This window comes from Nonomuraea sp. NPDC049625 (assembly GCF_040675285.1).
Lineage (GTDB): Bacteria > Actinomycetota > Actinomycetes > Streptosporangiales > Streptosporangiaceae > Nonomuraea > Nonomuraea angiospora_A.
The window spans coordinates 1-23,820 of sequence record NZ_JBFAOQ010000006.1 but is presented as its reverse complement, the minus strand read 5'-3'; the positions used below and the strand labels follow the sequence as shown (position 1 = coordinate 23,820).

The following is a 23,820-nucleotide window of genomic DNA, read 5'->3' as shown; positions in this document are numbered from 1 at the left end:
ATGCCCTCCGAGACTTCGAGCAGCGCGAACCGGGCGGTTGTCGCCTGGCTCGTCCTCATGGGTGCGACCGCGGTCTCCTGGTACCTCGGGGACGGCCACGGGGCCCGGCAGTTCGCCACCGTGGTCGTGCTCGCTGTCGCGTTCGTCAAGGTCTACCTCGTCGGACGGTACTTCATGGAACTGGGGCAAGCCCCTCGAGCGCTCCGCCTGCTGTTCGGCGGGTGGATCGTGGTGGTGTGTGCGGCTCTCATGACGATCTTCATCGTCGCCGGCCATTGAAGCGTCACTGAGCCCCTGTTCAGAGCCGCGGCCGAGGCCCGTCCGGACACACGTGCCACTGACATTCGGCACTCTGCCCATCCTCTCGCCAGTGTGGGTGGACGGGGACCTGGAGGGCGTTGCATAGCCGCTGAAGTTCGAGACCGGACGCGGTGGGGTTGGCGGGGCGAGTAGATCTGGCCGATAGGGCGGCGTGCGGGTAAGGCCGCGGCGGCGTCACCCCTACGCTCGCACGACGTGCTGGAAGAGAAGAACAAACAAGCTCAAGGCCCGGATCTGGGAGTTGGAACAAGAGCGTGACACCCTACAGCGGGCTGCGTCGGGCCTCACGCCCGCCAGGGCTTGCCAGGCGCCCTTGCCCGCTCGCCACTGGGGGAACTCGAAAGCCCAGGCAGGCCGTGGCATCTGTTCCGGGCCTGACTCGCGAAGCAGGATGAACGACCAGCGGACTGAAAGTCCGCTCGGCCACGACGGGAGCACGGACGACGTGGTATTGAAGAGTAGGGCGGGTGGGACTTGAACCCATGACCCACGGATTATGAGTCGGTTCGATTGGTGCCGCTTGGTGTCGCGGGATGATGTTTTCTATCGCTGTGTCCGAGATCATCCCTGGCATCGTGCCGGGAAGTGACGGTGGATGCCGCGCCGTACCGCGTACCCGCGAGCAACCACCGAGCAACCACGCATCCTTGACCGTCGCCATTATGCGCCCATTTGTCCTCTATCCCGACACCGTTGTGTAGGGTCAGGATTTCGTGACGCGGCCCCAGTCCCGCGGTAGTTCGAACGCGCACGAGCAACCACCGAGCAGCCATCGGTAGGCGATGTTCATCTGCTTGCCAGCAGAACTTGTAGTCGCTTCGAAAGTGATGCAGAGCCTGATTGACGTGCATGGATGCGGTTTCCGGCAGGCGCAGGGCCGATCATGGGGTTGGTCGGCAGGAGGTAGGAGTTGTAGGACACCGCCTTCACCGCGACCTGCGGGCGGCCGCCGCTGACGGCCAAGACATTGTCAGAAGCGGGCGACATCCTCGACGTATCTGAGGCTTTTCAACGCGACGATCCATACGATCACGACCACCGAGAAGGCCAGAACCTGGACCCGGAACGGCCAGCCGACCATTCCCGTCCGGGAGAACAAGCAGGAGCAGGCGAAGAGCAAAGCGGCGAAGGGAGGCAGAACGAGCGTCACCTTCAAAAGATCGACGTACCACCCAACAGCACAAGTGCCACCGCCGCACAACCCGGACAGCACGACCTCGCTCCAGCCGAAGAGTATGAGCAGGAGCATCATGCAAGAACCCGCCCCGGCCACGGCGATCCGCACCCGGCGCTGCCGCCACCTGATCGAGAGCCGGTGATTGGGAGTGCTCTTTGCTGTCATTCGTCGCCTCCGACGAACTCGTGGTTGTTACGGCCGTCGTTCTGGCACCGTCGCGACTACGGGCCCGGCATGTCGGTACAGCGGCAGGACACCCCGCCGCCCGCGCCGCATGAGCACGGGCGGATCGCAGAGCAATCGAGAGCACGGCAGAAGGGGCACCCACTTCTGGTGTCAGCCCCTTGCGGCTGCGCCCAGGTGGCGGGCTCCGTTCAGTACGGAGTCGAGCAGACCTGGAAACAGCGCGTCCAGGTCGTCGCGGCGCAACCGCACCAGCCGGGTTCGACCCTGCACGGTGGTCCAGGTGACTCCCGCCTCGCGCAACACTCGGTAGTGATGCGACAGCGTCGTCTGATGGACGTCCAGATCGCCGCCGATCGCGTTGCAGGGCTCCTCGCCGGTCACTGCGAGGCGTTGGACGATCTCCAGCCGCACCGGATCGGCCAGCGCACGCAGCACTTCGACCATCCGGATCGCCTCGGTCGCCGGTTGGGACACCTCACGCATCGCTTCCTCCCTCGCCGGTGCTACTCCCGGAGCCTACCGACACATTGATAGATGGACAAGTATCCATATATTGCTTACAGTGCCGGTCATCCACATCCGCAGTGCTCCGGAAAGGCGGCACGCTCATGGTGAAACGACTTCTCCCCTTGGCCGTGGCAACATTCGCCGTCGGCACCGACGGCTACGTCATCGCAGGCCTACTCTCCTCGATCGCCACCGACCTGGCGGTATCCACTCCGGCCGCCGGGCAGCTGGTGACGGTCTTCGCCCTGGTACTGGCGTTGTCGGCACCGGTCATGGGCGCCCTCACCAGCAGCCTGGATCGGCGATCAGCGCTGCTGATCGCGCTGGGAATATTCGTTGCCGGTAACGCCGCCACCGCGATGGGAACCAGCTATGGGGTGGTGATGGCCGCCCGCATCGTCACCGCCATCGGAGCGGGTATCATCACATCCGCCGCCTCCAGCACCGCGGCGGCCATCGCGCCACCGGAACGCCGCGGCCGGGCGCTGGCCTTCGTCCTGGGCGGCCTGACGCTGGCGACCGCGCTGGGACTGCCACTCGGCACGCTGATCGGCCGTGCCGACTGGCGCCTCACCTTGTGGGCCGTCGCCGGGATCGGCTTGCTGGCAGCCCTTGGCATCGCCGTCGGCCTGCCCCGGGTGACACTCCCCGCCGCCGCCCTGCCCGACCGGCTGCGTCCGCTCAAGCAGGGGCGCGTACTGTCGCTGCTGGCGGTCACCGCGCTGACCTTCCTCGGCGCCTACACCCTCTACACCTACATCGGCCCCGCCCTGCAGCCGGCCACCGGCGGCAACGAGACCATGCTGAGCCTGATCCTGCTGGTCTGGGGCGTCGGCACCCTGGCCGGGAACATCGTCGCCGGACGCCTGGTCGACCGCCAGCCCCCCGCCCGCGTCCTCACCGGCACCCTCGCCCTCGCGGCTCTCGCTTTGGCGCTGACCCCGTTGGCCACCCGCGCCCTCACACCCACCCTGGCCTGGGCGGCGATCTGGGGCGTGACCGTCGGCATCATCGTCGTCCCGCAGCAGCACCGGCTCATCGCCTTCAGCCCCGCCGCCACACCCATCCTGCTCGGCCTAAACTCCTCGGCCCTCTACATCGGGGTCGCCCTGGGCGGTGGCTTCGGCGGACTTGCGCAGGAATGGCTCGGGTTCAGCCCGGCCCAACTGGGGCTGCCGGCCGCAGGCATCACCGTCCTGGCTCTCCTCTGGCACCTGGGCACCACAGGTCACCCTGGCACGCCCGTCCCCGCGACACCGATCTCTGCGTCGGCCACTGCAGAACGTTCCAAGGCGTAATCCTGTCCCACCTCGCGGAGCGTCTCCGCAAAGCAACAGCAGACCGCGAAGGCGCTCGAACGGATTCGCCCAGGCACTCTCAACATCCACCTGCCACACGAAAGATCGCTAAGGGGTACAGTCGGGGTTCAAAGACACCCTCTCACGGTCTGAAGCGGCGGGCCGTCGAGATAGATGTCCACGGGTGGCGGTTCAGGCGCAAGACCGCAGCAGGACCGACCCCACAATCAGTCCCAGCGTGATCCCTACGGCGAGCCCGAACCGCCACCCCAACCCCCGCACACCCAGCACAATGCCGGGCCGCCGGACTTACCGTCTCACTTCGATGCGGGCGCTCGTCGTCGATACGAAATGACCGGTGTATGTCCTCCTAATGCCCTGTCCTCAGACCACCCGAACGCAAGAGCATGAAGCCCACAAGCCAAGCTGTAGGGACTCAAGGAGACGCAATGGGCAACCTCGTACGGGCCCTGGCTGCGGGGGCGGCTGGCGCGATAGTCCTCGTCGGAATCGCTACCCCGGCGCGAGCCGAGATATGGGACTGCGTTGCAGGGCTGAACACCGCCGGCAATTTCGCCTACACGCAATGCTGGTCCGGGTTCGGCACCTACCGCGTAATCGCGAAATGCAACTCAGGCCACTACCCCTACACGAGAGACGTCGTTGGCCCGTGGGTGAACAAAGCGTCTTCCCAGTCTCCAGGCCCGCAATCGCTGGTGAGCGGTGACTCTCAAGGCTGCCACGTGGTCAATTCCCGGACACAGGTCCCGTAAGCCTAAGAGTGCGTTCTGCGAGCTGATGTCCCTTTCGCCGGTGGGGTTGGGTTAGGCCGGCTGGCCGGAAGCTCACCGTTCGGGCTATCGGCGCGGTTGGGAGAACAATCCCGGCTCGGTCTCGATGAGGATGCCGCGGCTGGCCAGGCGTTTGAGCTTGGCGCGGACGTTCTGGATGGCGTTCTGCGTCAGCGGCAGGTCCATGGCCATGGCCAGGTCGCGGGCGCGCAGGGAGTCGGCTACCTCGCCGAATACGGTGAGGATCTGCTGGTAGGCGGGGTGATCGGGGATCACGGGAGGAGTCGCGGCCGGCTCGGCCGGGGCAGGGTCCTCTTCAGCAAGGGAGATGAGGGTCTTGCGGCTGATCCGCAGGTGCTCGATCGCCTCGCTGAGTTCGCCCAGACGCGCGGTCAGAGTGTCGATCTCCGCCTGGGTCTGCTCGATCTGGCAGGTCAAAGCGTGCTCGCGGGCGTCGATTCGGTCCAGGAGCCAGGTGCCAGGGTCGGACTGGCGAGCGTCGGGCCCGGTCATGTCCACCGCCACGCGGGGGCCGTGCCACAGATCAGGCGGCGGGACATCACGTCCGTCATCGCCCAATACACCCGTGATTCGGAACTGGCCGGAAGGTGCTCGTAGTCGCGGACCAGACGCCGGTGGAACATCAAGATGCCGTACGTCTGCTCGACGACCCATCTCTTGGGCGGGGGGACGAACCTTTTGTCGGCAGCGTTACGCTCGACAACCTCCACGTCGATCCCCAGACCGGCGCCATGCACGACAACCGTGTTCTTGAACCCCTGGTCGACCAGCGCCTTGGTCGCTGTGCCCTCGGTGCTGGCGGCGACCCGGTCCAGCAGGGCGATCCCGGCGACATTCTCGTGGGCCGAGGCGGCCAACATGACCACAGCGATGACCAGCCCCAGCACGTCCACCGCCAAGCCCCGCTTTCTCCCCGCTACTCGCTTCGCGGCGTCCTTGCCGGTCGTGGAGGCGGGGACCCCTGCCGCGACGTGGACGCTCTGGGTGTCCAGCACGACCAGACTGGGGTCGGCTAATCGTTTCTTCTTCTCGCGCAGGTGCCAGAGCAGCAGGTCGTGGATCGTCTTGTCGGTGCCGTCGTCGCGCCACTTGCCGAAGTAGTAGTACGTCGCGCTCTTGGGTGGCAGGTCGTGCGGGAGATAGTCCCATTGGACGCCGGTTCGTCCCTGATAGCGGATCGCGTTGACGATCTCGCGTAACTCGTAGTTGCCCTCGTGGCCGCTGACGGACGGGTGCGCGGCCTTCCATGCGGTGAGCACCGGTTCGATCAACGCCCACTGGGCGTCGGATAAGTCGCTGGGGTAGGGCTTGCGCTCGGCCACACGGCCATCCCAGCACATCCGAGACCTCCGACTGGTGGTAACGCTACAAATCCATCCGATCACACTGTGACATCACGGGCATGGACTCGCGAACCGCACTCTGAGATCGATCACATCCGGGAACCCCTGTCCTCACCAGCGCAAACCCGAGGGCCGCCCAGCCTATTGCCGGTTTCCGCCGTACCTTGGCTGCACCCCCAGTTCGTGTTCCGCGGCCGCGGCCAGGACCGCGAACATGAACCGGCCCTCTTTGGTGCCCAGATCGAAGTTCGCTTCATCTCATGCACCATGACGATCACGCGCCGGTGCGGGACGGCCTGCTTGAGGGTGCGGGCGTACTCCATCGCCTGAGTGAACACCGGCCGCGTTGCCGGGGAGCATGCGCAGGATCAAGTCGACGGCGTCCTCCGAGTGGACTCCTGGAGTCAGGACTTCCTGTAAGAGCAGGCCGCGGATCGCGGCAACGGCGACGGTGGCCATGGTCAGCGCTTCCCCGGTGTCGTGCCCTTCGCGTTCCGCGAGTGAGGCCAGCATTTTGGTCAGGTCGTCGAGCGAGTCGATGAACTCGCGGAAGTCCTCCGGCCTGTACGCGGCCAGTCCTACGACGTGGAAGAAGCCGCGGACACGCGACAACTGCTCCGGGCGGGTGTAGGTCCGCCAGATCGCCGCAACGAGGTTGGTGAAGGTGCCCTGCTGGGCGGCTGCGAAAAGGGCCTCGTTGTCACGAGATCGCTGTGCCTTGAGCATGGCCGCCAGGACGCCCGGAAGTGACCCGAAGTGGTATCGCAGGAGGGCGTGGCTGGTCTCGGTCCGGGCGGCGATCTCGCGGAGCGACACCTCCGGTGAGGGAAGGGCCTCGTCGAAGGTGTCGAGGAGCCGGGCCAGGAGGCGCTCGCGTGCGTCGCCTTTGCGTTCCGTGGTTGACAGGATCACTCCTACAGTTTATCCATTGGAAAAGATTGCTGGCGGCGCCGTGTTGCTTCGTACATGGTCGCAGTCAGCTCGCGACGGCGGAGGGAACGACTCGTGGGACGTTTGTACGTGGTCGGCGCGGCGGTCGCCGACGGGACGGGGCGCGACCCCATAAACGTCGACGTCACGGTCGAAGACGGGCGGATCACCCAGCTCGGGGCCTCCGGTGACGGACCCGGCGAGCGGCTCGAAGCCGGGGGACTGACGATGACGCCCGGCCTGATCGACGCGCACGTTCACCTGGGCCTGTCGAGCCCGATCCAGCCGCAGTTCTCGTTCCAGATCAGTGCCGCCGAGATCGCGGCGGACATCTTCGCCACGGCCGGCGCAGCGCTCGACGCCGGCTTCACGACCGTCCGGGACACTGGCGGGATCGACGGCGGCGTCGTCACCACGATCGCGAAGGGCAAGGTCAGGGGACCGCGCGTCCTGTCGTGCGGACCTGTGCAGTGCCAGATCGGTGGGCACGGCTACTACGGAGCCGACTGGGAACCCACCGAGCTGTGGAGCGGTCATCACCTTCCGGGTCTGTGTGCCCTGTCCATGATGTCGGGCAACGCGGACGAGCTGCGAGGCAACGTACGTGAGGCCTTCCGCCGCGGAGCCTCCTTTCTGAAGCTCTGTGTGACCGGGGGAGTGGTCAGCGCTCACGACCGGCTGACCGACACCCAGTTCACCGTGGAGGAGATCGCCGTCGCTGTGCAGGAAGCCGCGGCACGGGGCACTTACGTGACGGTTCACGCCCACAACAATGAGGGCATTCGGAACGCGGTCGAGGCCGGGGCGCGCTGTGTCGAGCACGGCACCAACCTCGATGAGCCCACGGCCACCTTGATGGCCACGCGCGGGGTCGCCCTTGTGCCCACGTTCGCCGTCGTCGAGCGACTGCTGCACGACCCCGCGGAAGCCGGCCTCGGCGAGTCGGTCCGCGATCGTGTGCTGGGTGTCCGTGAGCGGATGACCGAGGCGCTCGCTGCCGCTAAGGAGGCCGGAGTGCGGATCGGGCTGGGTTCCGATCTCATCGGTCCGGCTCAGGACCGTCGCGGCAAAGAACTCAGCCTCCGCGCAGCCCTCGAGACGCCGATGGAAGCGCTCGTGGCGGCGACCCAGACCAACGCCGAGATCCTCGGCCTGTCCGGCCAGGTGGGTGTCATCACTCCCGGCGCGCAGGCAGACCTCGTTCTTTGGAACGGCAACCCGCTCGAAGACCCAGAACTGTTCTCCGACCCCACCAACGCCGTCCTCGTAATCCAGGCTGGCCAAATCGTAAAGGACCTCAGATGAGCACCATGTGGCAGGGCTGCCTCGCCGACACCGACTACTTCGAGCTGCGTTCCAGCGGTGGGTACGACTACGGCGTCTGGGTCACCACGCCACCGGGCTACGACCCTGCCGCGGCGCAAGCGCCTGTCGTGTATGTGCTCGACGGCAATTGGGCCGTGGGCATGACCGCCCCACTCATCGTCACGCAACTGGACCCCATGCAGTCGATTCAGCCCTACGTCCAGGTCAGCGTGGGTTACGCAGGCGAGGAGGCAGAGCACTGGCAGCGGTTGCGCAACCGCGACCTCGTGCCCCCCGGCGAACCCATCGCGAAGGAGTACATCGATGCGGTGGAGATGGGGGTCGAAGCGGGCACGATGACTCGCGAGCAAGCCGACGCCTACCTCGCTGAATTGAGCGGCAGCCGCGGGGATATGTTCCTGAACTTCCTTACCGACGACCTACACCCGCGGATCGCACGCGACTACGGCACAGCCCCGAGCGGTCACGGCCTCTTCGGCTATTCCTACGGCGGACTCTTCAGTCTCTACGCCTGGCTCACCAATAGCACCTTCTTCGAGAGCATCGGCGCGGGCAGCCCCGGCATTGTCGATGCAGACAGTCAGGTCTTCGCTCGTCTTCAAGCAATGGGTGACACCCTGCCTGCTACCAAGCTTCACGTGACCTTCAACGACCGAGAGATCCTCGGAGACGTGGCGGTCTACCAGAATCTCGCGAAGAACGCGGCCACGTTCCTTCACCGCCTCACCTCACGCAGCGGATCCGTCACCAGCGCACTCATGCACGAAACGCACGTGACTGGGCTGCAGGCCTCGTTCCTCAGTTATCTCAGGACCTGCCGTGCCCGGTAAGCGCACGGACGTCGTGGTGATCGGGTCGGGGGTGATCGGCGCGTCGGTCGCCTTGGAACTCGCCCGCCGTGGCTGGCAGGTGACGGTGGTCGACAAGGCCGGGGGCGCCGGCCACGGCTCCACGAGTGCGTCCAGCGCGGTGGTGCGGTTCAACTTCTCCACCGCCCCGGGCGTCGCCACCGCCTGGGAGGCGCACTTCGGCTGGAAGTCGTGGGCGGAGCACCTTGGCCGCGACGTCGGGCCGTTGGCTCGGTACGTACGGTGCGGGATGGCGATGCTGGATGTGGACGTGGCTCCTCGGTCGGTGTACCTGCCGTTGTTCCAGAACGCGGGTATCCCGTTCGAGGAGTGGACGAGCGTGGACCTGTCGGAGCGGATCCTGGGTATCGACGTCGGCAGGTACTGGCCACCGAAACGTATCGACGACGACGAGTTCTGGGCCGAGACCGAAACCACGCTGGGTGCGGTGTACACACCCGATGCGGGGTTCGTGGACGATCCGCAACTGGCGGCGCAGAATCTGGCCGCCGCCGCGCGGGCACACGGTGCCGAGTTCCGGTTCCATACGTCGGTGCGCGGGATCGAGCGGGCTCATGGCCGGGTCACCGCGGTGACACTCGCGGACGGGAGCAGGATCCCCTGCGGCGTGGTGGTCAACGCCGCAGGCCCATGGTCGACCCGCATCAACGAGCTGGCCTCGGTCGGATCCGACTTCACCGTGGGATGCCGGCCGTTACGGCAGGAGGTCGCGCACGTCGCGGTCCCCGTGGGGTTCGGCGCCGACAACCGCGCCGGGATCTGCGTCGCGGACATGGACCTGGGTATCTACCTGCGCGGTGAGGCCGGCGGGGGACTGCTGGTGGGTGGTACGGAACCGGAATGCGACCCGCTGCAGTGGGTGGACGACCCGGATGCCGTCACCGCACATCCGACGACGGCGGTGTTCGAGGCCCAGGTGACGAGGGCTGCGCGACGGCTACCGGCGTTGGAGATACCGAATCGGGCTCGCGGGATCGTGGGAGTCTACGACGTCGCCGACGACTGGACGCCGATTTACGACCGTACGGAGCTGGACGGGTTCTACGTCGCCATGGGGACGAGCGGCAACCAGTTCAAGAACGCGCCGGTCGTCGGCAAGTTCCTCGCCGCAATCATCGAACAGACCGAGAACGGCGTAGATCACGACGAACGGCCGGTACGATTCGTCGGCGAGCACACCGGCCTGGCCATAGACCTTTCGGCGTTCTCCCGCAAGCGTCCCCGCGGCACCGAGAACTCGGGCACAGTCCTGGGCTGATGCACCTTCTTGGCATCTCGTCCACTAATGTCATCCGCCTGGGATTCGTCGGCTGAATCCGTACGGTGTCGGTTGTGGCGCGTCCAGGACCGTCCGCAGTGGAGATCCACTTATCCTGGCGGTGTCCGGTCGGATGAGGAGCCATAGCCGGTGCAGGACCTTGCCCGGCGACAAGGTCAGAAGCGCCCACGGGCAGCAGTCGCACTGCGGCGAACGTGTTTCGTGACGGTGAGATAAGCCAGGCGAAGAGGCACGGTCGAATCATTCTGCCGTTTGTTTTACACATGCGCTCCTAGTGTCTGGATGGAGAGGATTCAGTCGATCCACCGCGGCTCGACAGCGCTCTTAGAGGGGTGTTTATGACCGAGCCACTGCTGCAGGTCGGCCAGTGTGAGGGGCTCGCGAGCGTTGAGGAACTGGGTCGCGATGGTGGCCCGGGCGCGGTGGCTGGTGAGCGCGCCGCGCGAGTCGCGCATGAGGATGCCGGCCTTGGCGCAGAGCGCCGGAATGATGTGGTCGTTGAGGTAGCCGCCGCCGACCAGTTGTCCACGGTGCGTGAACAGGTGCTGGCGGCGTTGCCGGGTCTTGCGGTCGGTGATGTCGGGTTGCGGGGCTCGCACGAGCTTCCATGCCTCGATGAGCTGGCCAACGACCGGGTCGACGGGCTTGGCGAACGGTCCGCAGGTCTTGTTGGCCGGGACACGTGGCAAACAGACCTGGTAGGCCTCACCGGTCTGCTCGTCATGGCCTTCGTCCCACATGATGCAGTCCGATGGTTATCTTGGGTTCCCGGCCAGTTCGAGCAGGTCAGAGCGAAATGATCTTTTCTGCCACGTGTGGCACGTTGGCTGATCTTCGCAACATGTTGCCTCGAACGTGTAGTCGGGTGTAGCGACAGCAAGGGCTTGCCCGTCCACGAGGTCGCCATCGACCTGCCCGTCTCCGCCGCCGGCGGAGCCGAGCACGGCAGCGTGATCCGGCATGTGCTCGTGGCGAGCACATGCTGCGGCCCCCCTTCGTCCTGGTGATCATGTACGCGCCGCGCGGCTGAACCACCTGCCTGAGTTCTCAGAAATGACCCGTTGTACGAGGCCAGCCCGCCGTTCGTTGGATGGCCCGTACGCCCAGGGCGGCGCCGAGCCAGCCTCGGCAATGCTCGGGCCGCCGCGCCATCAGCACTCACAAGACTGGATTTTGCACCACCAGCCCCGACAGCTACCCCTAAACTCCGACATCCCATCCGACATGTACATCCGGACACCGACAGGCTCACATGGACCGGACCGAAGCCTGACCATCAGGCGAGCTCAATGCGGGCCCGGTGATACCCCAGGTTGATATCAGCGATCCGGACCAGCAATTCGTGGCCCTCGGAAGGCAGCTCACCATCGGGGAACTCCGAGATATGGACCAGACCTTCGATCCCATCGCCGATCTCGACGAACACCCCGAATGGGATCACCTTGGTCACAGGCGCTCTCAACACTGCGCCCAGGCGCGTTCGAGCCAGCTCGACCAGAGGGTTGTCCTGCAGCGCCTTCAACGACAACGACATGCGCTCACGCTCGAGATCGACATCAAGGACCATGACCACGATCTCCTGGCCGACCTCGACGACCTCAGACGGATCATCGAACCGCCGCCAGGCCAGTTCGGCCATGTTCACCATGCCATCGACGCCGCCCAGATCCACGAACACGCCGAACGGCTTGATAGAGCTCACCACGCCCCTGCAGACCTGCCCCAGCTCGAAGGACCACAAGATCTCAACGACGTCTTTCGGGTCACCTTCACCAACCATCGTGAGACGACCCTACGAGCCCACGCCAGCCACAGCAAGATCCAGAAGAGGTGCCCAAACTCGTGACCACGGCGCACCCCAACGATCGGTTGGTGGTGCTCGGACCCGTGACGAACGGGTGTGTCCAGTCAGTGGTGTATCTCGATCTTGTTTGATTAGCGAGTGGTCGGGGTCAGACGGCCTTCGAAGGTGATGGCGAAGGCGTTCAGGGCGGCTTTCCAGCGGGTGATCCAGCGTTTGCGGCCCTTGCCGGTCGGGTCAAGGCTCATGATCGCCATGTAGACGCACTTGAGCGCGGCCTGCTCGTTCGGGAAGTGGCCGCGGGCCTTGACCGCCCGGCGGATCCGGGCGTTGACCGATTCGATGGCGTTGGTTGAGCAGATGACGCGTCGGATCTCGGTGTCGAAGTTGAGGAAGGGCACGAACTCGGCCCAGGCGTCTTCCCACAGCTTCACGATCGCCGGGTACTTACCGCCCCAGAGTTCGGCGAACTCCAAGAAGCGCTCCAGCGCGGCGGCCTCCGTGGGCGCGGTGTAGACCGGCTTGAGCGCCTTGGCGATGGCATCCCAGTGCTGGCGGGCGGCATATCGGAACGACGCGCGCAGCAGGTGCACCACGCACGTCTGGACGACCGCCTGGGGCCAAACTTGCTCGATGGCCTGCGGCAGTCCTTTGAGACCGTCGCAGACCACCATCAGGGCATCCGCCACGCCGCGGTTCTTGATCTCGGTCAGTACGTGCAGCCAGAACTTGGCGCCCTCGCCGCCGTCGCCGGCCCACAGCCCAAGGATGTCGCGCTCGCCATCCACCGTCACCGCCATCGCCACGTAAATCGGCCGGTTGGCGACCTGGCCCTCGCGCAGCTTCACGTGGATGGCGTCGATGAACAGGACCGGGTAGATGGGGTCGAGCGGCCGATTTTGCCATTCGGCCATCCCGTCCAGCACCTTGTCGGTGATGGTGGAGATGGTCTGCCTGGATACCTCGGCGCCGTAGACCTCGGCAAGGTGGGCGGAGATTTCGCCGGTGGTCAGGCCCTTGGCGGCCAGCGAGATGACCATCTCATCCACACCGGACAGCCGCCGCTGCCGCTTGCGCACGATCTTCGGCTCGAAGCTGCCGTCCCGATCACGTGGCACGCTGATCTCGACGGGCCCGACGTCGGTGATGACGGTCTTGGAGCGGGCGCCGTTGCGGTTGTTGCCTGTCTCGCTTGCACCGCGTTCGTGCTTGTCATAGCCGAGATGGTCGGTGATCTCGCCTTCCAGCGCGGACTCCAGCACCAGCTTGGTCAGCCGGCCGAGCAGCCCGTTCTCGCCCACCAGTTCCACGCCCTCGGCACGGGCCTGGTCGACCAGCCGGGCCACCAGCTCCCGATCCGAATCCCTGGCGTTGCTCTCCTTGGGCTGCTTGCGGGCCACGCCGGCGTCCTCCAGGTCGATCTCCGTCGATGCCTGGATCACAGTACTCATCAGGTGCGTTCTCCTTGATCAGGAGTTACACCAGTGACCGTACAGACCCTGACGAACTGGTGCTCGTTCCCGCGTTCATAGCCAACCCGCTCTTTCAGCCAGGAGTTGCGTTCGGTGCGGACGTAGTCGGCCGTCCCTGACCCCGATGCACGTTATCGGGCGTCGATGAGTCGGCATTTCTCTGAAGCCGGGTTGGCGAGCCTACGGTGTGGCCGTCCGGTTGCGATGGTAGTGGCGGGCGGCTTTGGTGCGGCTGCCGCAGCCGTCCATGGAGCACCAGCGTCGGGTGCCGTTGCGTGAGGTGTCATAGAAGTACAGGACGCAGGCGGGATGGGCGCAGCGACGGATTCGTGACGGTTGCTGGCGTAGCAGTTCGAGGTAGTTGTTGGCCGCCTGCCAGGCCGGTAGCCATCCGTCCTCGGCGTGGACGGCTTCGTGGGGCGTGCCGCGGCGCAGGGTGTGATGCACCGCGCCGCGGGCGAGGACGGCGTTGAGCTCCTCCTCGGAGCGCTCGCCGCGGCTTTCAAGAACGCCGCGTAGTGCCGCGCGGGCCTGCCGCAGGGGAGTTTCGCTCAGGTCAACCGTGCCGGGCAGCTGGTGCTCGGCCAGCCAGGCGGACACGCCGCCGGGTTCGTCGAACAGGTCGAAGCTGTGGCCGCGGTCCACCCATTGCGTGTTCACGAGGTCGAGGGCGAGGGGCTCGCCGACCAGTGGCCGCTGCATCATTCATCAATCTTACCCCCGTCCATGGTTTGACAGGTAAGGCATGGGAGCTCTAATTTCTTACCGTTCAAAGGCAGTACAACGGTTAGAGGAGTTTGGGATGTCGCGCACGCCGTCTTCGGCTCGTCGGTTTGCCGGTCCGCGGATCGTGGCGGTGACAATGCTGGTGATGGCGGCGGCGTTCGGTCTCAACTTCGCCGCCGGGTTGTTCCTGGCGCCGCTGTCGGCCCGGTACGGCTGGGGCGTGGGCGCGCTGAGCATGGCGGCAGCCGCAAACACGGCCGTGAGTGGTCTGTTGCAGCCGGTCGTGGGTGTGTTGGTCGATCGCGTCGGCCCCCGCCTCGTTCTGGCTGCGGGGCTGAGTCTGCTGGTGGCGTGCTATCTGTTGCTGGCGGGCGTCGAGCAGTTGTGGCAGTTCCTGCTGGTGTACCCACTGCTGGGTGGAGCGGGGTTCGCCGGCGCGGCGACGTTGGCCAACTCGGTGCTCGTGTCGCGTTGGTACGTCCGCGACCGCACACGGATGTTGGCCAGGACCACTGCGGGCATCAATCTGGGGCAATTGCTGGTGCTGCCGTCAGCGGGCTGGTTGATCGCCGGATACGGCACGTCGACCGCCTATCTGGTGCTCGGCATGGTGGTTGCGCTGACCGCCGTACCCGCCGCGGCCCTGTTGCTGCGCAACAACCCGGCCGAGCTGGCCCAGGTCCCCGATGGGGCAGACCGTGACTCGGCAGCCGGCCTCGCTGCCGACGGGGCGGTCCTGCCGCCGGCGGTGCTGACGCGCCGTCGCCGGCTCGCGGTGGCGTCGTTCGGAATGCACGCGCTCAGCCTGTACTTCGTGGTGCTGCACCTGCCCCGATACGCCACTGACCTCGGCGGCGGCGTGTCCACAGGCGGGCAGGTACTGGCCGTGGCGGCAGCAGCCAGCGCGGTGATGATGATCATCACCGGCCGGCTGGTCAACCGGTTCGGCCGGGACAGATTACTGCTGGCGCTGCACGTAGTCCGCGGGGTCTCACTGTTGCTCGCGGCGTTCTGCACCGGCGCGAGCCAGTTGTTCGGCTTCGCCGTGCTGTTCGGACTCGCATCGTTCCCGGTTATCCCGCTGACCGTCGCGGTGCTGTCCGTCGGCCGGGCGCCGGCTTCGCTGGGTCGGCTGATGGGCTTCGTGTGGCTGCTCCACCAGACCTGCGCCGGCGTCGGGGTCCTCGCCGGCGGCCTGACCCGCTCACTGACCGGCACGTACCGGCCGTACTTCGTCGTCGCTGCGGCCGTCATGACGGTGAGCAGCCTGCTCCTGTGGCGCCTCGCCGGGGACCGCGACCCGCTGCCACCAGCCACACCCACCGAACCGACTCCGACCTCGCCTGTCATCGCCTGATCCGCGACAACGGCCAACCGGCCGCTGTCCACCACCTCTAAGAAGGAGAACGTCATGAGCAACACCGCACCCGGAACCGCTGTGGGTAGGCGCGTCGTGTCTCATCGCACCGCCACCGTCGACGGCCGGACCGTCTTCTACCGGGAAGCCGGTGACCCCGTGGCGCCGACCCTGGTACTGCTGCACGGATTCCCCACGTCCTCGCACATGTTCCGCCGCCTGATCGTCGACCTCGCCGACCGGTACCACCTCATCGCCCCCGACCACATCGGCTTCGGCCACTCCGACGCCCCGGCCGTCACCGACTTCGACTACTCCTTCGACAACCTCACCGCCATCACCCTGGGCCTGCTCGACCAGCTCGGCCTGGACCGCTTCGCGCTCTACATCCAGGACTACGGCGCCCCGATCGGGTTGCGGATCGCCTCCCGCCAACCGCAGCGGGTCGCCGCACTGATCGTGCAGTCGGGTAACGCCTACACCGAAGGCTTCACTGCCTTCTGGGACGTATTGTTCGCCCACGCCAAAGACCGCGCCGCGAACGAGCCGGACGTCCGCAAGCTGCTGGAACCCGAGGCGACCCGGTGGCAATACACCCACGGCGTGCCCGCTGACCGGCTCGACCGGCTCACCCCCGACACCTGGACTCTCGACCAAGCCCTGCTGGATCGGCCCGGCAACAAAGACGTTCAGCTGCAGCTGTTCTTCGACTACCAGTTCAACCTGGACGCCTACCCCGCCTTCCAGGAGTACTTCCGCACCTACCAGCCACCCACCCTGATCACCTGGGGCGAACATGACGAGATTTTCGGCGCCGACGGCGCCCGCGCCTTCACCCGCGACCTGCCCGACGCGGAACTCCACCTGCTCGACGCCGGTCACTTCGCCCTCGAGACCCACGGCGACGAGATCGCCGGACTGATCCGCGACTTCCTCGGCCGCACCCTGCACTGACCCCTGCACGACCGCCGGGGCGGGCGGGTGACACCCGCCCGCCTGGGCAACCCGTCGCGCGACTCACACCTGCGACGATGCAAGGAATCCTGATGCCGCACCGGTCGCGCTGCTCGGCGCCGATGAGGCCGCCTACATCACCCCCCACGTGGTCAGGAACTCACCCGGCTACGCGCCGAAAACGCAGCTCTTCGCCGGCAACTACCCGAGCACAGATTCTGACCAGCAAGCCCGACCAACACCACAGGGAGCCCGACATGAGCACCGACCACCGCGACGCCGAACCCCCACGCCATCCGCTGCCGCCCTTCACCGCCGACACCGCCCGGATCAAGGTGCAGGCCGCCGAAGACGCCTGGAACAGTTGCGACCCCCGACGCGTCGCCGCCGCCTATACGCCCGACAGCACCTGGCGCAACCGGTCGACCTTCCTCACCGGCCGCGAACAGATCGAGGCGTTCCTCGCCGACAAGTGGCAGCGTGAACTCGACTACGCCCTGCGCAAGCAGCTGTGGGCATTCAGCGACAACCGCATCGCCGTCCGGTTCCAATACGAATGGCACGATGCGACCGGCCAATGGTGGCGCAGCTACGGCAACGAACAGTGGGAGTTCGACGCCCATGGCTACATGAGCCGCCGAGAGGCCAGCATCAACGACGTCCCCATCTCCGCAGACCAACGACGCATCCACGGCCCGCGGCCGGCCGGCGACCACACCGACATTCCCCTGCGCTGACCTGGCCGGCGCGGAGACTCGGCTATCCAGCACCCACGGCGACCGGGCTGCGTCACAGTCGATGCGGGTGCCCAGGTGCGGACGGACACGAACTTCTGGCTCTGCACAAAGATCGTGAAGACGTAACGATGCGTGGTCAGAGTCGCGATTTCGTCACTGGCCGGGCATGAAGGCACATTCAGGCGGGTGGCGAGAGCTCCCGCCTCCCCACCCGGCGGAAGTGCAGGTAGAGAGGGTGACGAAGGGCCGCAACGGCTTACTGATCAACGTACGCACGAAGAACACCGAGGCCGGATGTGGCACGCTCAGTCAGCGTATCCACAGCCGATACCGTCGCCATCCGCAGGATGCTGCGGGCGCGCGCCCTCCGCGGTGAGGAGCCGGTCAGGCCGCCGACCAGCTCGGATACCGGGCGCATCCGGCAGCCCGCTGGGGCGAGCGACGAAGCCGCGGAGCGTATCCGGCAACCCGCGGCGACGCCGTGGTCCTGGTCATGACCGCGATCGCGACGCTGGCGCTCGACCTGGTCCAGGCCGTCATCGTCGGCCTGGCCGTGGCCGGGGCGCTGGCACTTCGCGCCGTCGCCCGTAACGTCCGCCTCGATGAGATGCCGCTCGCCCACGACCTGCCCGGCGACCACACCGAAGACGAGCACGCCCTGCTCGCCGAGCACATCGTCGCCTACCGGCTGGACGGGCCGCTGTTCTTCGCCGCCGCACACCGTTTCCTGCTGGAGCTGTCGGAGGTCGCCGACGTCTCCGTGGTGATCTTGCGGATGTCCCGCGTCACCATCATCGACGCCAGCGGCGCCCTGGTCCGGGGCGATGCGGTCGCCCGCCTGCAACGACGTGGCATCACCGTCCACGTCTCCGGCATCCGTGACGGCCACCATCAGCCCCTGCACGCCCTTGGCATCATCGCCCATCTCGACCAGGCGAGCCGGGTGTCCGCCACCACCCCCGAAGCCATCGCCGCCGCTCGCGACCAGCTCCAGCACGCCGGCCTCCTGCCCCGCCGCCATCCCGTCCTGCCCCGCTGAGGCAGTCACAACGGGACGGCGGGATCGGCGTTGATCACTCGATGTCCGCCCCCGGTCGAGCAGCATGACGGTCAGGCGGAACTGTTTCGGTCAGTCGGTGATGGATCTGACCCGGTGATCGCTCGCTCGACTGCCCGGTACACCGTTGAGCGGGTCAACCCGAACAGTTCGGCCAGCTCGGCGCTGGCGTGCTCACCTGCCTTGTGCAGCGCCACCAGATGCGCTTCCTACCTGGGGTCCAGCTTCGGTTTCTTGCCGCGCAACCGCCCCTTGGCCTTGGCGATCTTCATGCCCTCGCGCGTTCCCCTCCGGGCCAGGTCCGCCTCGGATTCCGGGACCATCGCCAATGCGGCAACCAGCAGCTTGCCGATCGGGTCGGTCGGATCGTGGATCGACCCTTCTGGCCCAGAGAAGGAGGCGAACCGTCGCCCGAAAGTCAGCGCCGGGAGCTGGGGTCGGCTGCCGATTGAGCCAGACGGAGCAGCGACAGCAGGGCGGTCCGCTGGTCGACGTTGAGCACCGAGATGATCGGCGCTCTCTCGAACAGACGGGCCAGGAGACGGCCCCGAAGGTCCTGCCCCGACGCGGTGAGAACGAGTCGCTTGGCCCTTCGGTCATCCGGGTCGGGTTCTCGCCGCAGGAAACCGCACTGCTCGAGAGCATCTGCGATCCCGGTGACGTGGGAGGGTTCGCAGTGCAGTTGGCCGGCTATCTGGCCCATACGCTGAGGTTGCCCAAGCTGAAGCAGTGTGTGAGCCTGCGGCACGGTCACGCCGACTGCGGCGGCAGTCTCCTCAAAGTGTGCCCGCAGAGCCGCATCCGCAGCGAATAGGCGTTCCACGATCTCCTGGCCCTCGGGGTCTGGCCAATCGATGTGTAGTTCCGCCACGACTTCCCCCGCCGCCCTCACTGTTTCAGTTATTGAACTATCTCATGCCTCTTGTGTGTTCCAAGCACAAGGGTAAAGCAAGTCCTTACCCGAGGGTGGGACGGCGAAGGAAGGCCGGCATCATGTCGATACCCAGACGCGCGCTGACTTCCTCCTGCCGCGCATGGAGCACACCCGCCGGCCCTGGGTCACGTGCATCACGGTCACCGCTGTCCATTGGGCGGCGAGTTTCGTTGCTCGCCTGTCCTTGCGGATCCGACCATCGCAGCGCAGTTCATACCGCTGTCCCATCTGCATGAGAGCGTCCGCCGGATGGCGTGGCTGCCCGCCGCTGAGCGACTGGCCTACGTGCGGGTGGACCGGTGGATCGGCTACACCTTTGGCACGCAGGCCGTGGCCCGGCTGCTGCACGCTGTCGATCCCGGCCGCGGCCAGTTCGGCCAGTCGGGCGGTGCTCAGCCCGACGCCGCTGGTGACCAGCTGGCAATAGATCCTTTGCGCTGCGGCGACGATCTCGGCGAGGTCGCGTCTGACCAGCGGCTCGCCGCCGGAGATGTGCGCATGGACCACGCCGAGCGCAGCCGCCTGCTTCATCACCCGGCTCCAGTCTGCGGTGTCCAGCTCGGCGGGGTTGGAGCAGTACGGGCAGCATGGCCCAGGGCGGTGGCACGGTCGCGTTCATCGCAGCCACACCTGGCCTCGGAGGTCGTCGAGGAAGTCGGTGACGTCGGCGGGGCCGGCCTGGGGGAAGTGTCGCGAGATCTCGGTAGCCGTGCGGGTGCCGTCGCACAGCCGCACGATGGCCGCCGCCGTGTCGTTCAGCACCACGATCCGCTCGGGCACGATCAGGAGCTCCGCCTGCCGGATGTCGCAGTGACGCAGCCGGGCCGCGGGAGCCAGCGCGGGCTTCCAGCTCATGTGTATGCCCGGTCGACGGCGTCGAGCAGCGTCCACAGCACCTCGCACTTGTACTCCAGCGCCTTGATCGCTTTCGTCCTGTCCGCCTCGGTACGAGCCCAGTCGAGGATTCGCGTGGCGACCTTGATCTTTGGCCCGGCACTGGTTGTTCGGATGGCGCGGGAGAACCCGGCCTGGAGGGCATGTCGGCGGATCCAGGGCGAGTCGGCCCGCCTGGGTTACGCGATCGCGGCCTCTACAGTGTGGGAGATCCTCATGCGGAGGGTATCGATCCGGCGCCGGGCCGGGCTGAGCCGGCGGCAGTTCCTGTCCGCTCAAGCCCACGCGATCACCGCGTGTGACGTCGTGGTGGACGCCGAGGATGAACGCCATCTGCGAGCGGGTCATCGGCGCGCCGTGAACTCCTGGACCGGATCCTGATCCTCAGCGAACGCCACCCGGCCCTCGTGCTCCACGACTACCTGATCCACTACAACAGGCACCGGCCGTACCAGTCCCGGCAGCAGCTACCCCAGACATGGCGACGCAGTCCGCCGGGACGTGACCGACCTCAACGATCTGCGATCCATCGGCCGCCTGCTGTCGCTGCTCCGTCTGGCTTAATCGGCGGCCGGCCCCGCTCCCGGCGCTGATTTTCGGGCGACGGTTCGCCTCCCTCCACGTCACCGCTACCTAGCGACCGCAGCTGCTCTGCGCCCTGGCTCGCATCACGCTGCTCGTCTTTCGGCACAGCAAGCCGACCCCCCTGGCGTCGGCTGCGATAAGTTCTGGTAGAACATATTTCAGTCACTGAAGTATTGAACCTTCTACGCGAGGAGCTTGCGTCCATGTTCATCGCCACCGCCGTCCTATCCCTCCTGCTGGCCCTCGCCTTCGCCGGAGCCGGCTTCCCGAAGCTCTCCGGTAAGGACGACATGGCAGCCCAGCTCGGCAGGCTCGGGGTGTCAGCCGGGCTCATGCGCGTCATCGGCGCGCTGGAGATCCTCGGAGCCGTAGGGCTGATCGCCGGACTGTGGATCGGAGTCCTTGGGGTCGCGGCCGCGACCGGACTGGCGCTCCTCATGGCCGGCGCCGTCGCGTCTCATATCAAGGCCCGCGACACCGCCAAGCACACCCTGCCGTCGCTGGTCCTGCTGATTCTCAGCGCGACCGCACTCGGCCTCGGGCTGGCCGGCTGAAACATGACCGGCACCGCCCGACGCCTCCGCGACAGGGCGAAGCTGTACCGACTCAACCCGCCCCGAAACAAGAAAGAGCATTGTGATGACCACTCACGCCATGACCGAGGCCGGTCTCCCCATCGACACCCGTTTCGAACGGCCCGCCACGGAGGAGCAGCTCCAGCGGACCGCGGCCGCCCTGCGGGAGAAGGGCCACGCCGTCGAGATCGTCGACACCGCAGCCGACGCGCGTGCCGTCGTCAACCGGCTGCTGCCCGGCGATCGGAGCGTCCTCACCGTCTCCAGCGAAACGCTCCGCCTATCGGGCCTGGACGATGACATCAATGCTTCCGGCCGGTTCGACGCCGTGCGCCCCAAGCTCATGCGGCTGCGCGAAGAGGGGCGATTCGATGAGATGCGTGCCGTCGGCTCCGCCCCCGACGTCGTGGTCGGGAGCGTGCACGCGGTGACCGAGGACGGGCGGCTGCTGACCGCCTCAGGTAGCGGCAGCCAGCTCGGTCCGTACAGCTTCGGCGCGGGCCGGGCCTTCTGGGTCGTCGGTTCTCAGAAGATCGTGCCCGACCTCGACACGGCACTGCGCCGCATCGAGGCCTACGCCTACCCGCGCGAGGACGTCCGCGCCCGCCAGGCCTACGGCACGCCGGCTCTGCTCTCCAAGATCCTCATCATCGACCGCGAGATGTTCCCCGACCGAGGCACCGTGGTCCTCGTCCGCGAACCCATCGGGTTCTGATCACCCACGCTCGTGAGTGAGGACTTCATGACCAGCTCCACCCGAAACGACACGATGACGATCGAGGTCCACGCCGACAGCGTCTGCCCGTGGTGCTACATCGGAAGGCGCCGACTGGAGCGGGCGTTGCGCAACTTCCGGGGAACGGACGGTGTCCGGATCGTCTACCGGCCGTTCCAGCTCGATCCGGGCATCCCGGCCACGGGCACCCCGGCCCGCCAGCACCTCAGCCGGAAACTGGGCTGCAGGTCGGCTCGGTCCTTGAACGCACCCCGCGGATGGCGGCGCGTGAGGGGATCGAAATGAACTTCGATCATGCACTGATCGGTAACACCCTCGACGCCCACCGGGTGCTACGGCTGGCCGACGCCGAAGGGAAGCAGGCGGGGGTGCTGGAGCAGCTGTTCGCCGCCTACTTCACCCACGGCCGGGACATCACCGACCACGCCGTGCTCGCCGACGCGGCGGCCGCCGTGGGCCTGGACCGCCGGCACGTCTTGGACATGCCGGCCGGATCCACAGCCGTACGCGAAGTCACGGCGGAGATCGCGGCCGCGCACGCACGCGGAATCAGCTCTGTACCCACCATCGTCGTCAACGGCCGCCACGCGATCCAGGGCGTCCAGGAGATACCCGCGCTGCTCGACGCGCCCGAACGCGCCCGCGACGAGGCCGTGGCCGGGGATGCCGAAACTGGCGACACCACACCCGATCCAGCCGGCGTGGCCGGCACCTGCACGATCTGAGCACGGGCATGACCATGACTTTCCTTTACCGCTGGCATCGGGCGAGGTTGCACCCGATGCGGCGACCGCGTCCCTGCACCGCACCGCACCAGACCTCTGCGTCCCTTGATTGTTCGACCCTGTCGGCCGGTGTCAGGAGCTCGATGGGCGGATGGGCAGGAGCCGCACCGTGGTGAGACGGGTGCCATACAAGTGGCTGGTCGCCACCGCGTTCGTGTTCGGGCTGTTCATGGAGATCCTCGACATGACTGTGCTGAACACCGCATTGCCCGCACTCGGCCAGCACTTCGGCGTCGGGACCGAGACGCTGCAGTGGCTGGTCACCGGCTATCTGGTCAGCATGGCGGTGTTCATCCCCGCCTCCGGGTGGGTCGCCGACCGGTTCGGCACCAAGCGCACTTTCCTGTTCGCGCTCGCGGTCTTCACCGCCGCCTCGGCCTGGGGCGGGATCGCCGGATCGCTCGGCGAGCTGATCGTGGCCAGGGTCGTCCAAGGCGTCGGTGGCGGGCTGCTGACCCCGGTCGGCACCGCGATGCTGTTCCGCGCCTTCCCGCCGGCCGAGCGGGCAAAGGCGTCGGCGGTGCTGTCCATACCAACCACCATCGCCCCGGCCTTCGGCCCGGTACTTGGCGGATGGATGGTCGACAACGTCAGCTGGCGATGGATCTTCTTCCTCAAAGTGCCGATCGGCGTGCTCGGTCTGCTCTTCGCGATGGTGGCCCTTCGCGAGGAACGCGCGGATCGTCCTGGCCGCTTCGACATCGCCGGGTTCCTGTCCGGCGGTGCCGCGCTCGCGCTGCTGCTGCTCGGCCTCGACGGTGGTGCTCGAGAGGGGTGGGGCGCCGCCCCGGTGCTCGTGCAGCTGGGCGCCGGGCTCGCGCTGGCGGCAGTGTTCGCCACGATCGAGTTGGCCCGCAGCGAGCCGATGATCGACCTGCGCCTGCTGAAGGACCGGCTGTTTCGGACCGGCAACCTGCTGATGCTTCCGGCGTCAGGAGCGCTGATGGGCGCGTTGTTCTTGGTGCCACTGCTGCTGCAATATCAGATGGGCGTCGACGCGACCGGCTCCGGCCTCGTCACGATGTTCCAGGCACTGGGCATGATGGCCTTCCTCCCGTTGGCCGGAGCAATAGTCAAGACCTGTGGATCGTGAGTTCCTAGGCGGCTGTGGGGACGGGCGAGTCTGCGGGACGTTCGACGAGCTTGCCGTCGATGAAGG

The 23,820-nt window shown here is 66.7% G+C and carries 27 protein-coding genes and 1 pseudogene; 15 read left to right on the top strand and 13 right to left on the bottom strand.

Going from position 1 to position 23,820, the window contains the following annotated elements:
• Nucleotides 1-279: a cytochrome C oxidase subunit IV family protein gene (locus AB0J87_RS26020; protein WP_363969096.1), complete on the top strand. Its 279-nt coding sequence runs from the start codon at nucleotides 1-3 to the stop codon at nucleotides 277-279.
• A gap of 1,012 nt (nucleotides 280-1,291) precedes the next feature.
• Here the strand turns inward: AB0J87_RS26020 and AB0J87_RS26015 are convergent.
• Entirely contained in the window at nucleotides 1,292-1,573 is a 282-nt protein-coding gene (locus AB0J87_RS26015) for a hypothetical protein (RefSeq protein WP_363969094.1), read from the bottom strand.
• Nucleotides 1,574-1,834: 261 nt separating this feature from the next.
• Nucleotides 1,835-2,167 (bottom strand): helix-turn-helix transcriptional regulator, encoded by a 333-nt coding sequence (locus tag AB0J87_RS26010; RefSeq protein ID WP_185076356.1) that lies wholly within the window; start codon nucleotides 2,165-2,167, stop codon nucleotides 1,835-1,837.
• 152 nt (nucleotides 2,168-2,319) lie between these two features.
• Here AB0J87_RS26010 and AB0J87_RS26005 point away from each other — a divergent pair, with 152 nt between their 5' ends.
• Nucleotides 2,320-3,489, top strand: a complete 1,170-nt coding sequence (locus AB0J87_RS26005; RefSeq protein WP_363969092.1) for an MFS transporter — start codon at nucleotides 2,320-2,322, stop codon at nucleotides 3,487-3,489.
• An 857-nt stretch (nucleotides 3,490-4,346) separates the two neighbouring features.
• Here the strand turns inward: AB0J87_RS26005 and AB0J87_RS26000 are convergent.
• The 3 genes from AB0J87_RS26000 to AB0J87_RS25990 form a co-directional block, all read right to left on the bottom strand.
• Complete coding sequence (locus tag AB0J87_RS26000) at nucleotides 4,347-4,793, bottom strand: hypothetical protein (RefSeq protein ID WP_363969090.1); 447 nt, start codon at nucleotides 4,791-4,793, stop codon at nucleotides 4,347-4,349.
• A complete protein-coding gene (locus AB0J87_RS25995; RefSeq protein WP_363969088.1) occupies nucleotides 4,790-5,623 on the bottom strand; it encodes an IS5 family transposase in 834 nt (277 codons plus the stop codon). Before AB0J87_RS25995 ends, AB0J87_RS26000 begins: the two co-directional genes overlap by 4 nt.
• 279 nt (nucleotides 5,624-5,902) lie before the next feature.
• Nucleotides 5,903-6,556: a TetR/AcrR family transcriptional regulator gene (locus AB0J87_RS25990; RefSeq protein ID WP_363969086.1), complete on the bottom strand. Its 654-nt coding sequence runs from the start codon at nucleotides 6,554-6,556 to the stop codon at nucleotides 5,903-5,905.
• 93 nt (nucleotides 6,557-6,649) lie between these two features.
• On the opposite strand from AB0J87_RS25990, the gene AB0J87_RS25985 reads away from it, so the two are divergent.
• From AB0J87_RS25985 to AB0J87_RS25975, 3 genes are read left to right on the top strand one after another with little or no spacing between them, the layout of a single operon-like run.
• Nucleotides 6,650-7,879 (top strand): amidohydrolase family protein, encoded by a 1,230-nt coding sequence (locus AB0J87_RS25985; RefSeq protein WP_363969085.1) that lies wholly within the window; start codon nucleotides 6,650-6,652, stop codon nucleotides 7,877-7,879.
• Nucleotides 7,876-8,730 carry an alpha/beta hydrolase-fold protein gene (locus AB0J87_RS25980; RefSeq protein ID WP_363969083.1) on the top strand — a complete coding sequence of 285 codons (855 nt, stop codon included), beginning with the start codon at nucleotides 7,876-7,878 and terminating at the stop codon, nucleotides 8,728-8,730. Before AB0J87_RS25985 ends, AB0J87_RS25980 begins: the two co-directional genes overlap by 4 nt.
• Nucleotides 8,720-10,027: an FAD-dependent oxidoreductase gene (locus AB0J87_RS25975; RefSeq protein ID WP_363969081.1), complete on the top strand. Its 1,308-nt coding sequence runs from the start codon at nucleotides 8,720-8,722 to the stop codon at nucleotides 10,025-10,027. The genes AB0J87_RS25980 and AB0J87_RS25975 overlap by 11 nt, the downstream gene beginning before the upstream one ends.
• Before the next feature lie 314 nt (nucleotides 10,028-10,341).
• On the opposite strand, the gene AB0J87_RS25970 is transcribed toward AB0J87_RS25975, so the two are convergent.
• From AB0J87_RS25970 to AB0J87_RS25955, 4 genes are all read right to left on the bottom strand, one after another.
• Nucleotides 10,342-10,788, bottom strand: coding sequence for a hypothetical protein (locus AB0J87_RS25970; protein ID WP_363969079.1), 447 nt, complete (start codon nucleotides 10,786-10,788; stop codon nucleotides 10,342-10,344).
• 536 nt (nucleotides 10,789-11,324) lie between these two features.
• Nucleotides 11,325-11,828, bottom strand: a complete 504-nt coding sequence (locus tag AB0J87_RS25965) for a S1 RNA-binding domain-containing protein (protein WP_363969077.1) — start codon at nucleotides 11,826-11,828, stop codon at nucleotides 11,325-11,327.
• A gap of 155 nt (nucleotides 11,829-11,983) precedes the next feature.
• Nucleotides 11,984-13,249, bottom strand: a complete 1,266-nt coding sequence (locus AB0J87_RS25960) for an IS256 family transposase (protein WP_363969075.1) — start codon at nucleotides 13,247-13,249, stop codon at nucleotides 11,984-11,986.
• 252 nt (nucleotides 13,250-13,501) lie between these two features.
• A complete protein-coding gene (locus tag AB0J87_RS25955; RefSeq protein WP_363969073.1) occupies nucleotides 13,502-14,026 on the bottom strand; it encodes a CGNR zinc finger domain-containing protein in 525 nt (174 codons plus the stop codon).
• A 97-nt stretch (nucleotides 14,027-14,123) separates the two neighbouring features.
• Here AB0J87_RS25955 and AB0J87_RS25950 point away from each other — a divergent pair, with 97 nt between their 5' ends.
• From AB0J87_RS25950 to AB0J87_RS25935, 4 genes are all read left to right on the top strand, one after another.
• Nucleotides 14,124-15,404, top strand: coding sequence for an MFS transporter (locus tag AB0J87_RS25950; protein WP_363969071.1), 1,281 nt, complete (start codon nucleotides 14,124-14,126; stop codon nucleotides 15,402-15,404).
• 54 nt (nucleotides 15,405-15,458) lie between these two features.
• On the top strand, nucleotides 15,459-16,358 hold the full coding sequence (locus AB0J87_RS25945) for an alpha/beta hydrolase (protein ID WP_363969069.1): 900 nt from the start codon (nucleotides 15,459-15,461) through the stop codon (nucleotides 16,356-16,358).
• Nucleotides 16,359-16,615: 257 nt separating this feature from the next.
• Nucleotides 16,616-17,095: a nuclear transport factor 2 family protein gene (locus AB0J87_RS25940; RefSeq protein WP_363969066.1), complete on the top strand. Its 480-nt coding sequence runs from the start codon at nucleotides 16,616-16,618 to the stop codon at nucleotides 17,093-17,095.
• 493 nt (nucleotides 17,096-17,588) lie between these two features.
• Nucleotides 17,589-18,134: an STAS domain-containing protein gene (locus AB0J87_RS25935; RefSeq protein WP_363969064.1), complete on the top strand. Its 546-nt coding sequence runs from the start codon at nucleotides 17,589-17,591 to the stop codon at nucleotides 18,132-18,134.
• 71 nt (nucleotides 18,135-18,205) lie between these two features.
• Here the strand turns inward: AB0J87_RS25935 and AB0J87_RS25930 are convergent, their stop codons facing one another.
• The 4 genes and pseudogenes from AB0J87_RS25930 to pqqD form a co-directional block, all read right to left on the bottom strand.
• Nucleotides 18,206-18,349 carry a helix-turn-helix domain-containing protein gene (locus AB0J87_RS25930; RefSeq protein WP_363969063.1) on the bottom strand — a complete coding sequence of 48 codons (144 nt, stop codon included), beginning with the start codon at nucleotides 18,347-18,349 and terminating at the stop codon, nucleotides 18,206-18,208.
• A 221-nt stretch (nucleotides 18,350-18,570) separates the two neighbouring features.
• On the bottom strand, nucleotides 18,571-18,855 hold the full coding sequence (locus AB0J87_RS25925; RefSeq protein ID WP_363969061.1) for a MarR family transcriptional regulator: 285 nt from the start codon (nucleotides 18,853-18,855) through the stop codon (nucleotides 18,571-18,573).
• 288 nt (nucleotides 18,856-19,143) lie between these two features.
• Nucleotides 19,144-19,659, bottom strand: a pseudogene (locus AB0J87_RS25920) (radical SAM protein); the annotation flags it as partial.
• A 42-nt stretch (nucleotides 19,660-19,701) separates the two neighbouring features.
• Nucleotides 19,702-19,941 carry a pyrroloquinoline quinone biosynthesis peptide chaperone PqqD gene (gene pqqD, locus AB0J87_RS25915; protein WP_363969059.1) on the bottom strand — a complete coding sequence of 80 codons (240 nt, stop codon included), beginning with the start codon at nucleotides 19,939-19,941 and terminating at the stop codon, nucleotides 19,702-19,704.
• A gap of 114 nt (nucleotides 19,942-20,055) precedes the next feature.
• On the opposite strand from pqqD, the gene AB0J87_RS25910 reads away from it, so the two are divergent.
• The 6 genes from AB0J87_RS25910 to AB0J87_RS25885 all read left to right on the top strand — a co-directional run bounded on the left by AB0J87_RS25910 (nucleotide 20,056) and on the right by AB0J87_RS25885 (nucleotide 23,754).
• Nucleotides 20,056-20,361 carry a hypothetical protein gene (locus tag AB0J87_RS25910; protein WP_363969058.1) on the top strand — a complete coding sequence of 102 codons (306 nt, stop codon included), beginning with the start codon at nucleotides 20,056-20,058 and terminating at the stop codon, nucleotides 20,359-20,361.
• 407 nt (nucleotides 20,362-20,768) lie between these two features.
• Nucleotides 20,769-21,119: a DoxX family protein gene (locus AB0J87_RS25905; protein WP_363969057.1), complete on the top strand. Its 351-nt coding sequence runs from the start codon at nucleotides 20,769-20,771 to the stop codon at nucleotides 21,117-21,119.
• An 85-nt stretch (nucleotides 21,120-21,204) separates the two neighbouring features.
• Nucleotides 21,205-21,855, top strand: a complete 651-nt coding sequence (locus AB0J87_RS25900) for an LUD domain-containing protein (RefSeq protein WP_363969055.1) — start codon at nucleotides 21,205-21,207, stop codon at nucleotides 21,853-21,855.
• Nucleotides 21,856-21,882: 27 nt separating this feature from the next.
• Nucleotides 21,883-22,161, top strand: a complete 279-nt coding sequence (locus AB0J87_RS25895) for a DsbA family protein (RefSeq protein WP_363970112.1) — start codon at nucleotides 21,883-21,885, stop codon at nucleotides 22,159-22,161.
• Nucleotides 22,098-22,601, top strand: a complete 504-nt coding sequence (locus tag AB0J87_RS25890) for a DsbA family protein (protein WP_363970110.1) — start codon at nucleotides 22,098-22,100, stop codon at nucleotides 22,599-22,601. The genes AB0J87_RS25895 and AB0J87_RS25890 overlap by 64 nt, the downstream gene beginning before the upstream one ends.
• 151 nt (nucleotides 22,602-22,752) lie before the next feature.
• The gene (locus AB0J87_RS25885; RefSeq protein ID WP_363969053.1) at nucleotides 22,753-23,754 is read left to right on the top strand and encodes a DHA2 family efflux MFS transporter permease subunit; all 1,002 of its coding nucleotides are present in this window, start codon (nucleotides 22,753-22,755) and stop codon (nucleotides 23,752-23,754) included.
• The last annotated feature ends 66 nt before the right edge of the window (nucleotides 23,755-23,820 follow it).

What these genes read in the sequence shown, in the direction of transcription:
- AB0J87_RS25905 (WP_363969057.1), top strand. Translation starts at nt 20,769, where the DNA reads ATGTTCATCGCCACCGCCGTCCTATCCCTCCTGCTGGCCCTCGCCTTC.
- AB0J87_RS25940 (WP_363969066.1), top strand. Translation starts at nt 16,616, where the DNA reads ATGAGCACCGACCACCGCGACGCCGAACCCCCACGCCATCCGCTGCCG.
- AB0J87_RS25885 (WP_363969053.1), top strand. Translation starts at nt 22,753, where the DNA reads ATGGGCAGGAGCCGCACCGTGGTGAGACGGGTGCCATACAAGTGGCTG.
- AB0J87_RS26015 (WP_363969094.1), bottom strand. Translation starts at nt 1,573, where the DNA reads ATGATGCTCCTGCTCATACTCTTCGGCTGGAGCGAGGTCGTGCTGTCC.
- pqqD (WP_363969059.1), bottom strand. Translation starts at nt 19,941, where the DNA reads ATGAGCTGGAAGCCCGCGCTGGCTCCCGCGGCCCGGCTGCGTCACTGC.
- AB0J87_RS25935 (WP_363969064.1), top strand. Translation starts at nt 17,589, where the DNA reads ATGACCGCGATCGCGACGCTGGCGCTCGACCTGGTCCAGGCCGTCATC.
- AB0J87_RS25955 (WP_363969073.1), bottom strand. Translation starts at nt 14,026, where the DNA reads ATGATGCAGCGGCCACTGGTCGGCGAGCCCCTCGCCCTCGACCTCGTG.
- AB0J87_RS26010 (WP_185076356.1), bottom strand. Translation starts at nt 2,167, where the DNA reads ATGCGTGAGGTGTCCCAACCGGCGACCGAGGCGATCCGGATGGTCGAA.
- AB0J87_RS25900 (WP_363969055.1), top strand. Translation starts at nt 21,205, where the DNA reads ATGACCACTCACGCCATGACCGAGGCCGGTCTCCCCATCGACACCCGT.
- AB0J87_RS25925 (WP_363969061.1), bottom strand. Translation starts at nt 18,855, where the DNA reads ATGGGCCAGATAGCCGGCCAACTGCACTGCGAACCCTCCCACGTCACC.
- AB0J87_RS25945 (WP_363969069.1), top strand. Translation starts at nt 15,459, where the DNA reads ATGAGCAACACCGCACCCGGAACCGCTGTGGGTAGGCGCGTCGTGTCT.
- AB0J87_RS25895 (WP_363970112.1), top strand. Translation starts at nt 21,883, where the DNA reads ATGACCAGCTCCACCCGAAACGACACGATGACGATCGAGGTCCACGCC.
- AB0J87_RS25980 (WP_363969083.1), top strand. Translation starts at nt 7,876, where the DNA reads ATGAGCACCATGTGGCAGGGCTGCCTCGCCGACACCGACTACTTCGAG.
- AB0J87_RS25950 (WP_363969071.1), top strand. Translation starts at nt 14,124, where the DNA reads ATGTCGCGCACGCCGTCTTCGGCTCGTCGGTTTGCCGGTCCGCGGATC.
- AB0J87_RS26020 (WP_363969096.1), top strand. Translation starts at nt 1, where the DNA reads ATGCCCTCCGAGACTTCGAGCAGCGCGAACCGGGCGGTTGTCGCCTGG.
- AB0J87_RS25970 (WP_363969079.1), bottom strand. Translation starts at nt 10,788, where the DNA reads ATGTGGGACGAAGGCCATGACGAGCAGACCGGTGAGGCCTACCAGGTC.
- AB0J87_RS25965 (WP_363969077.1), bottom strand. Translation starts at nt 11,828, where the DNA reads ATGGTTGGTGAAGGTGACCCGAAAGACGTCGTTGAGATCTTGTGGTCC.
- AB0J87_RS26000 (WP_363969090.1), bottom strand. Translation starts at nt 4,793, where the DNA reads ATGACCGGGCCCGACGCTCGCCAGTCCGACCCTGGCACCTGGCTCCTG.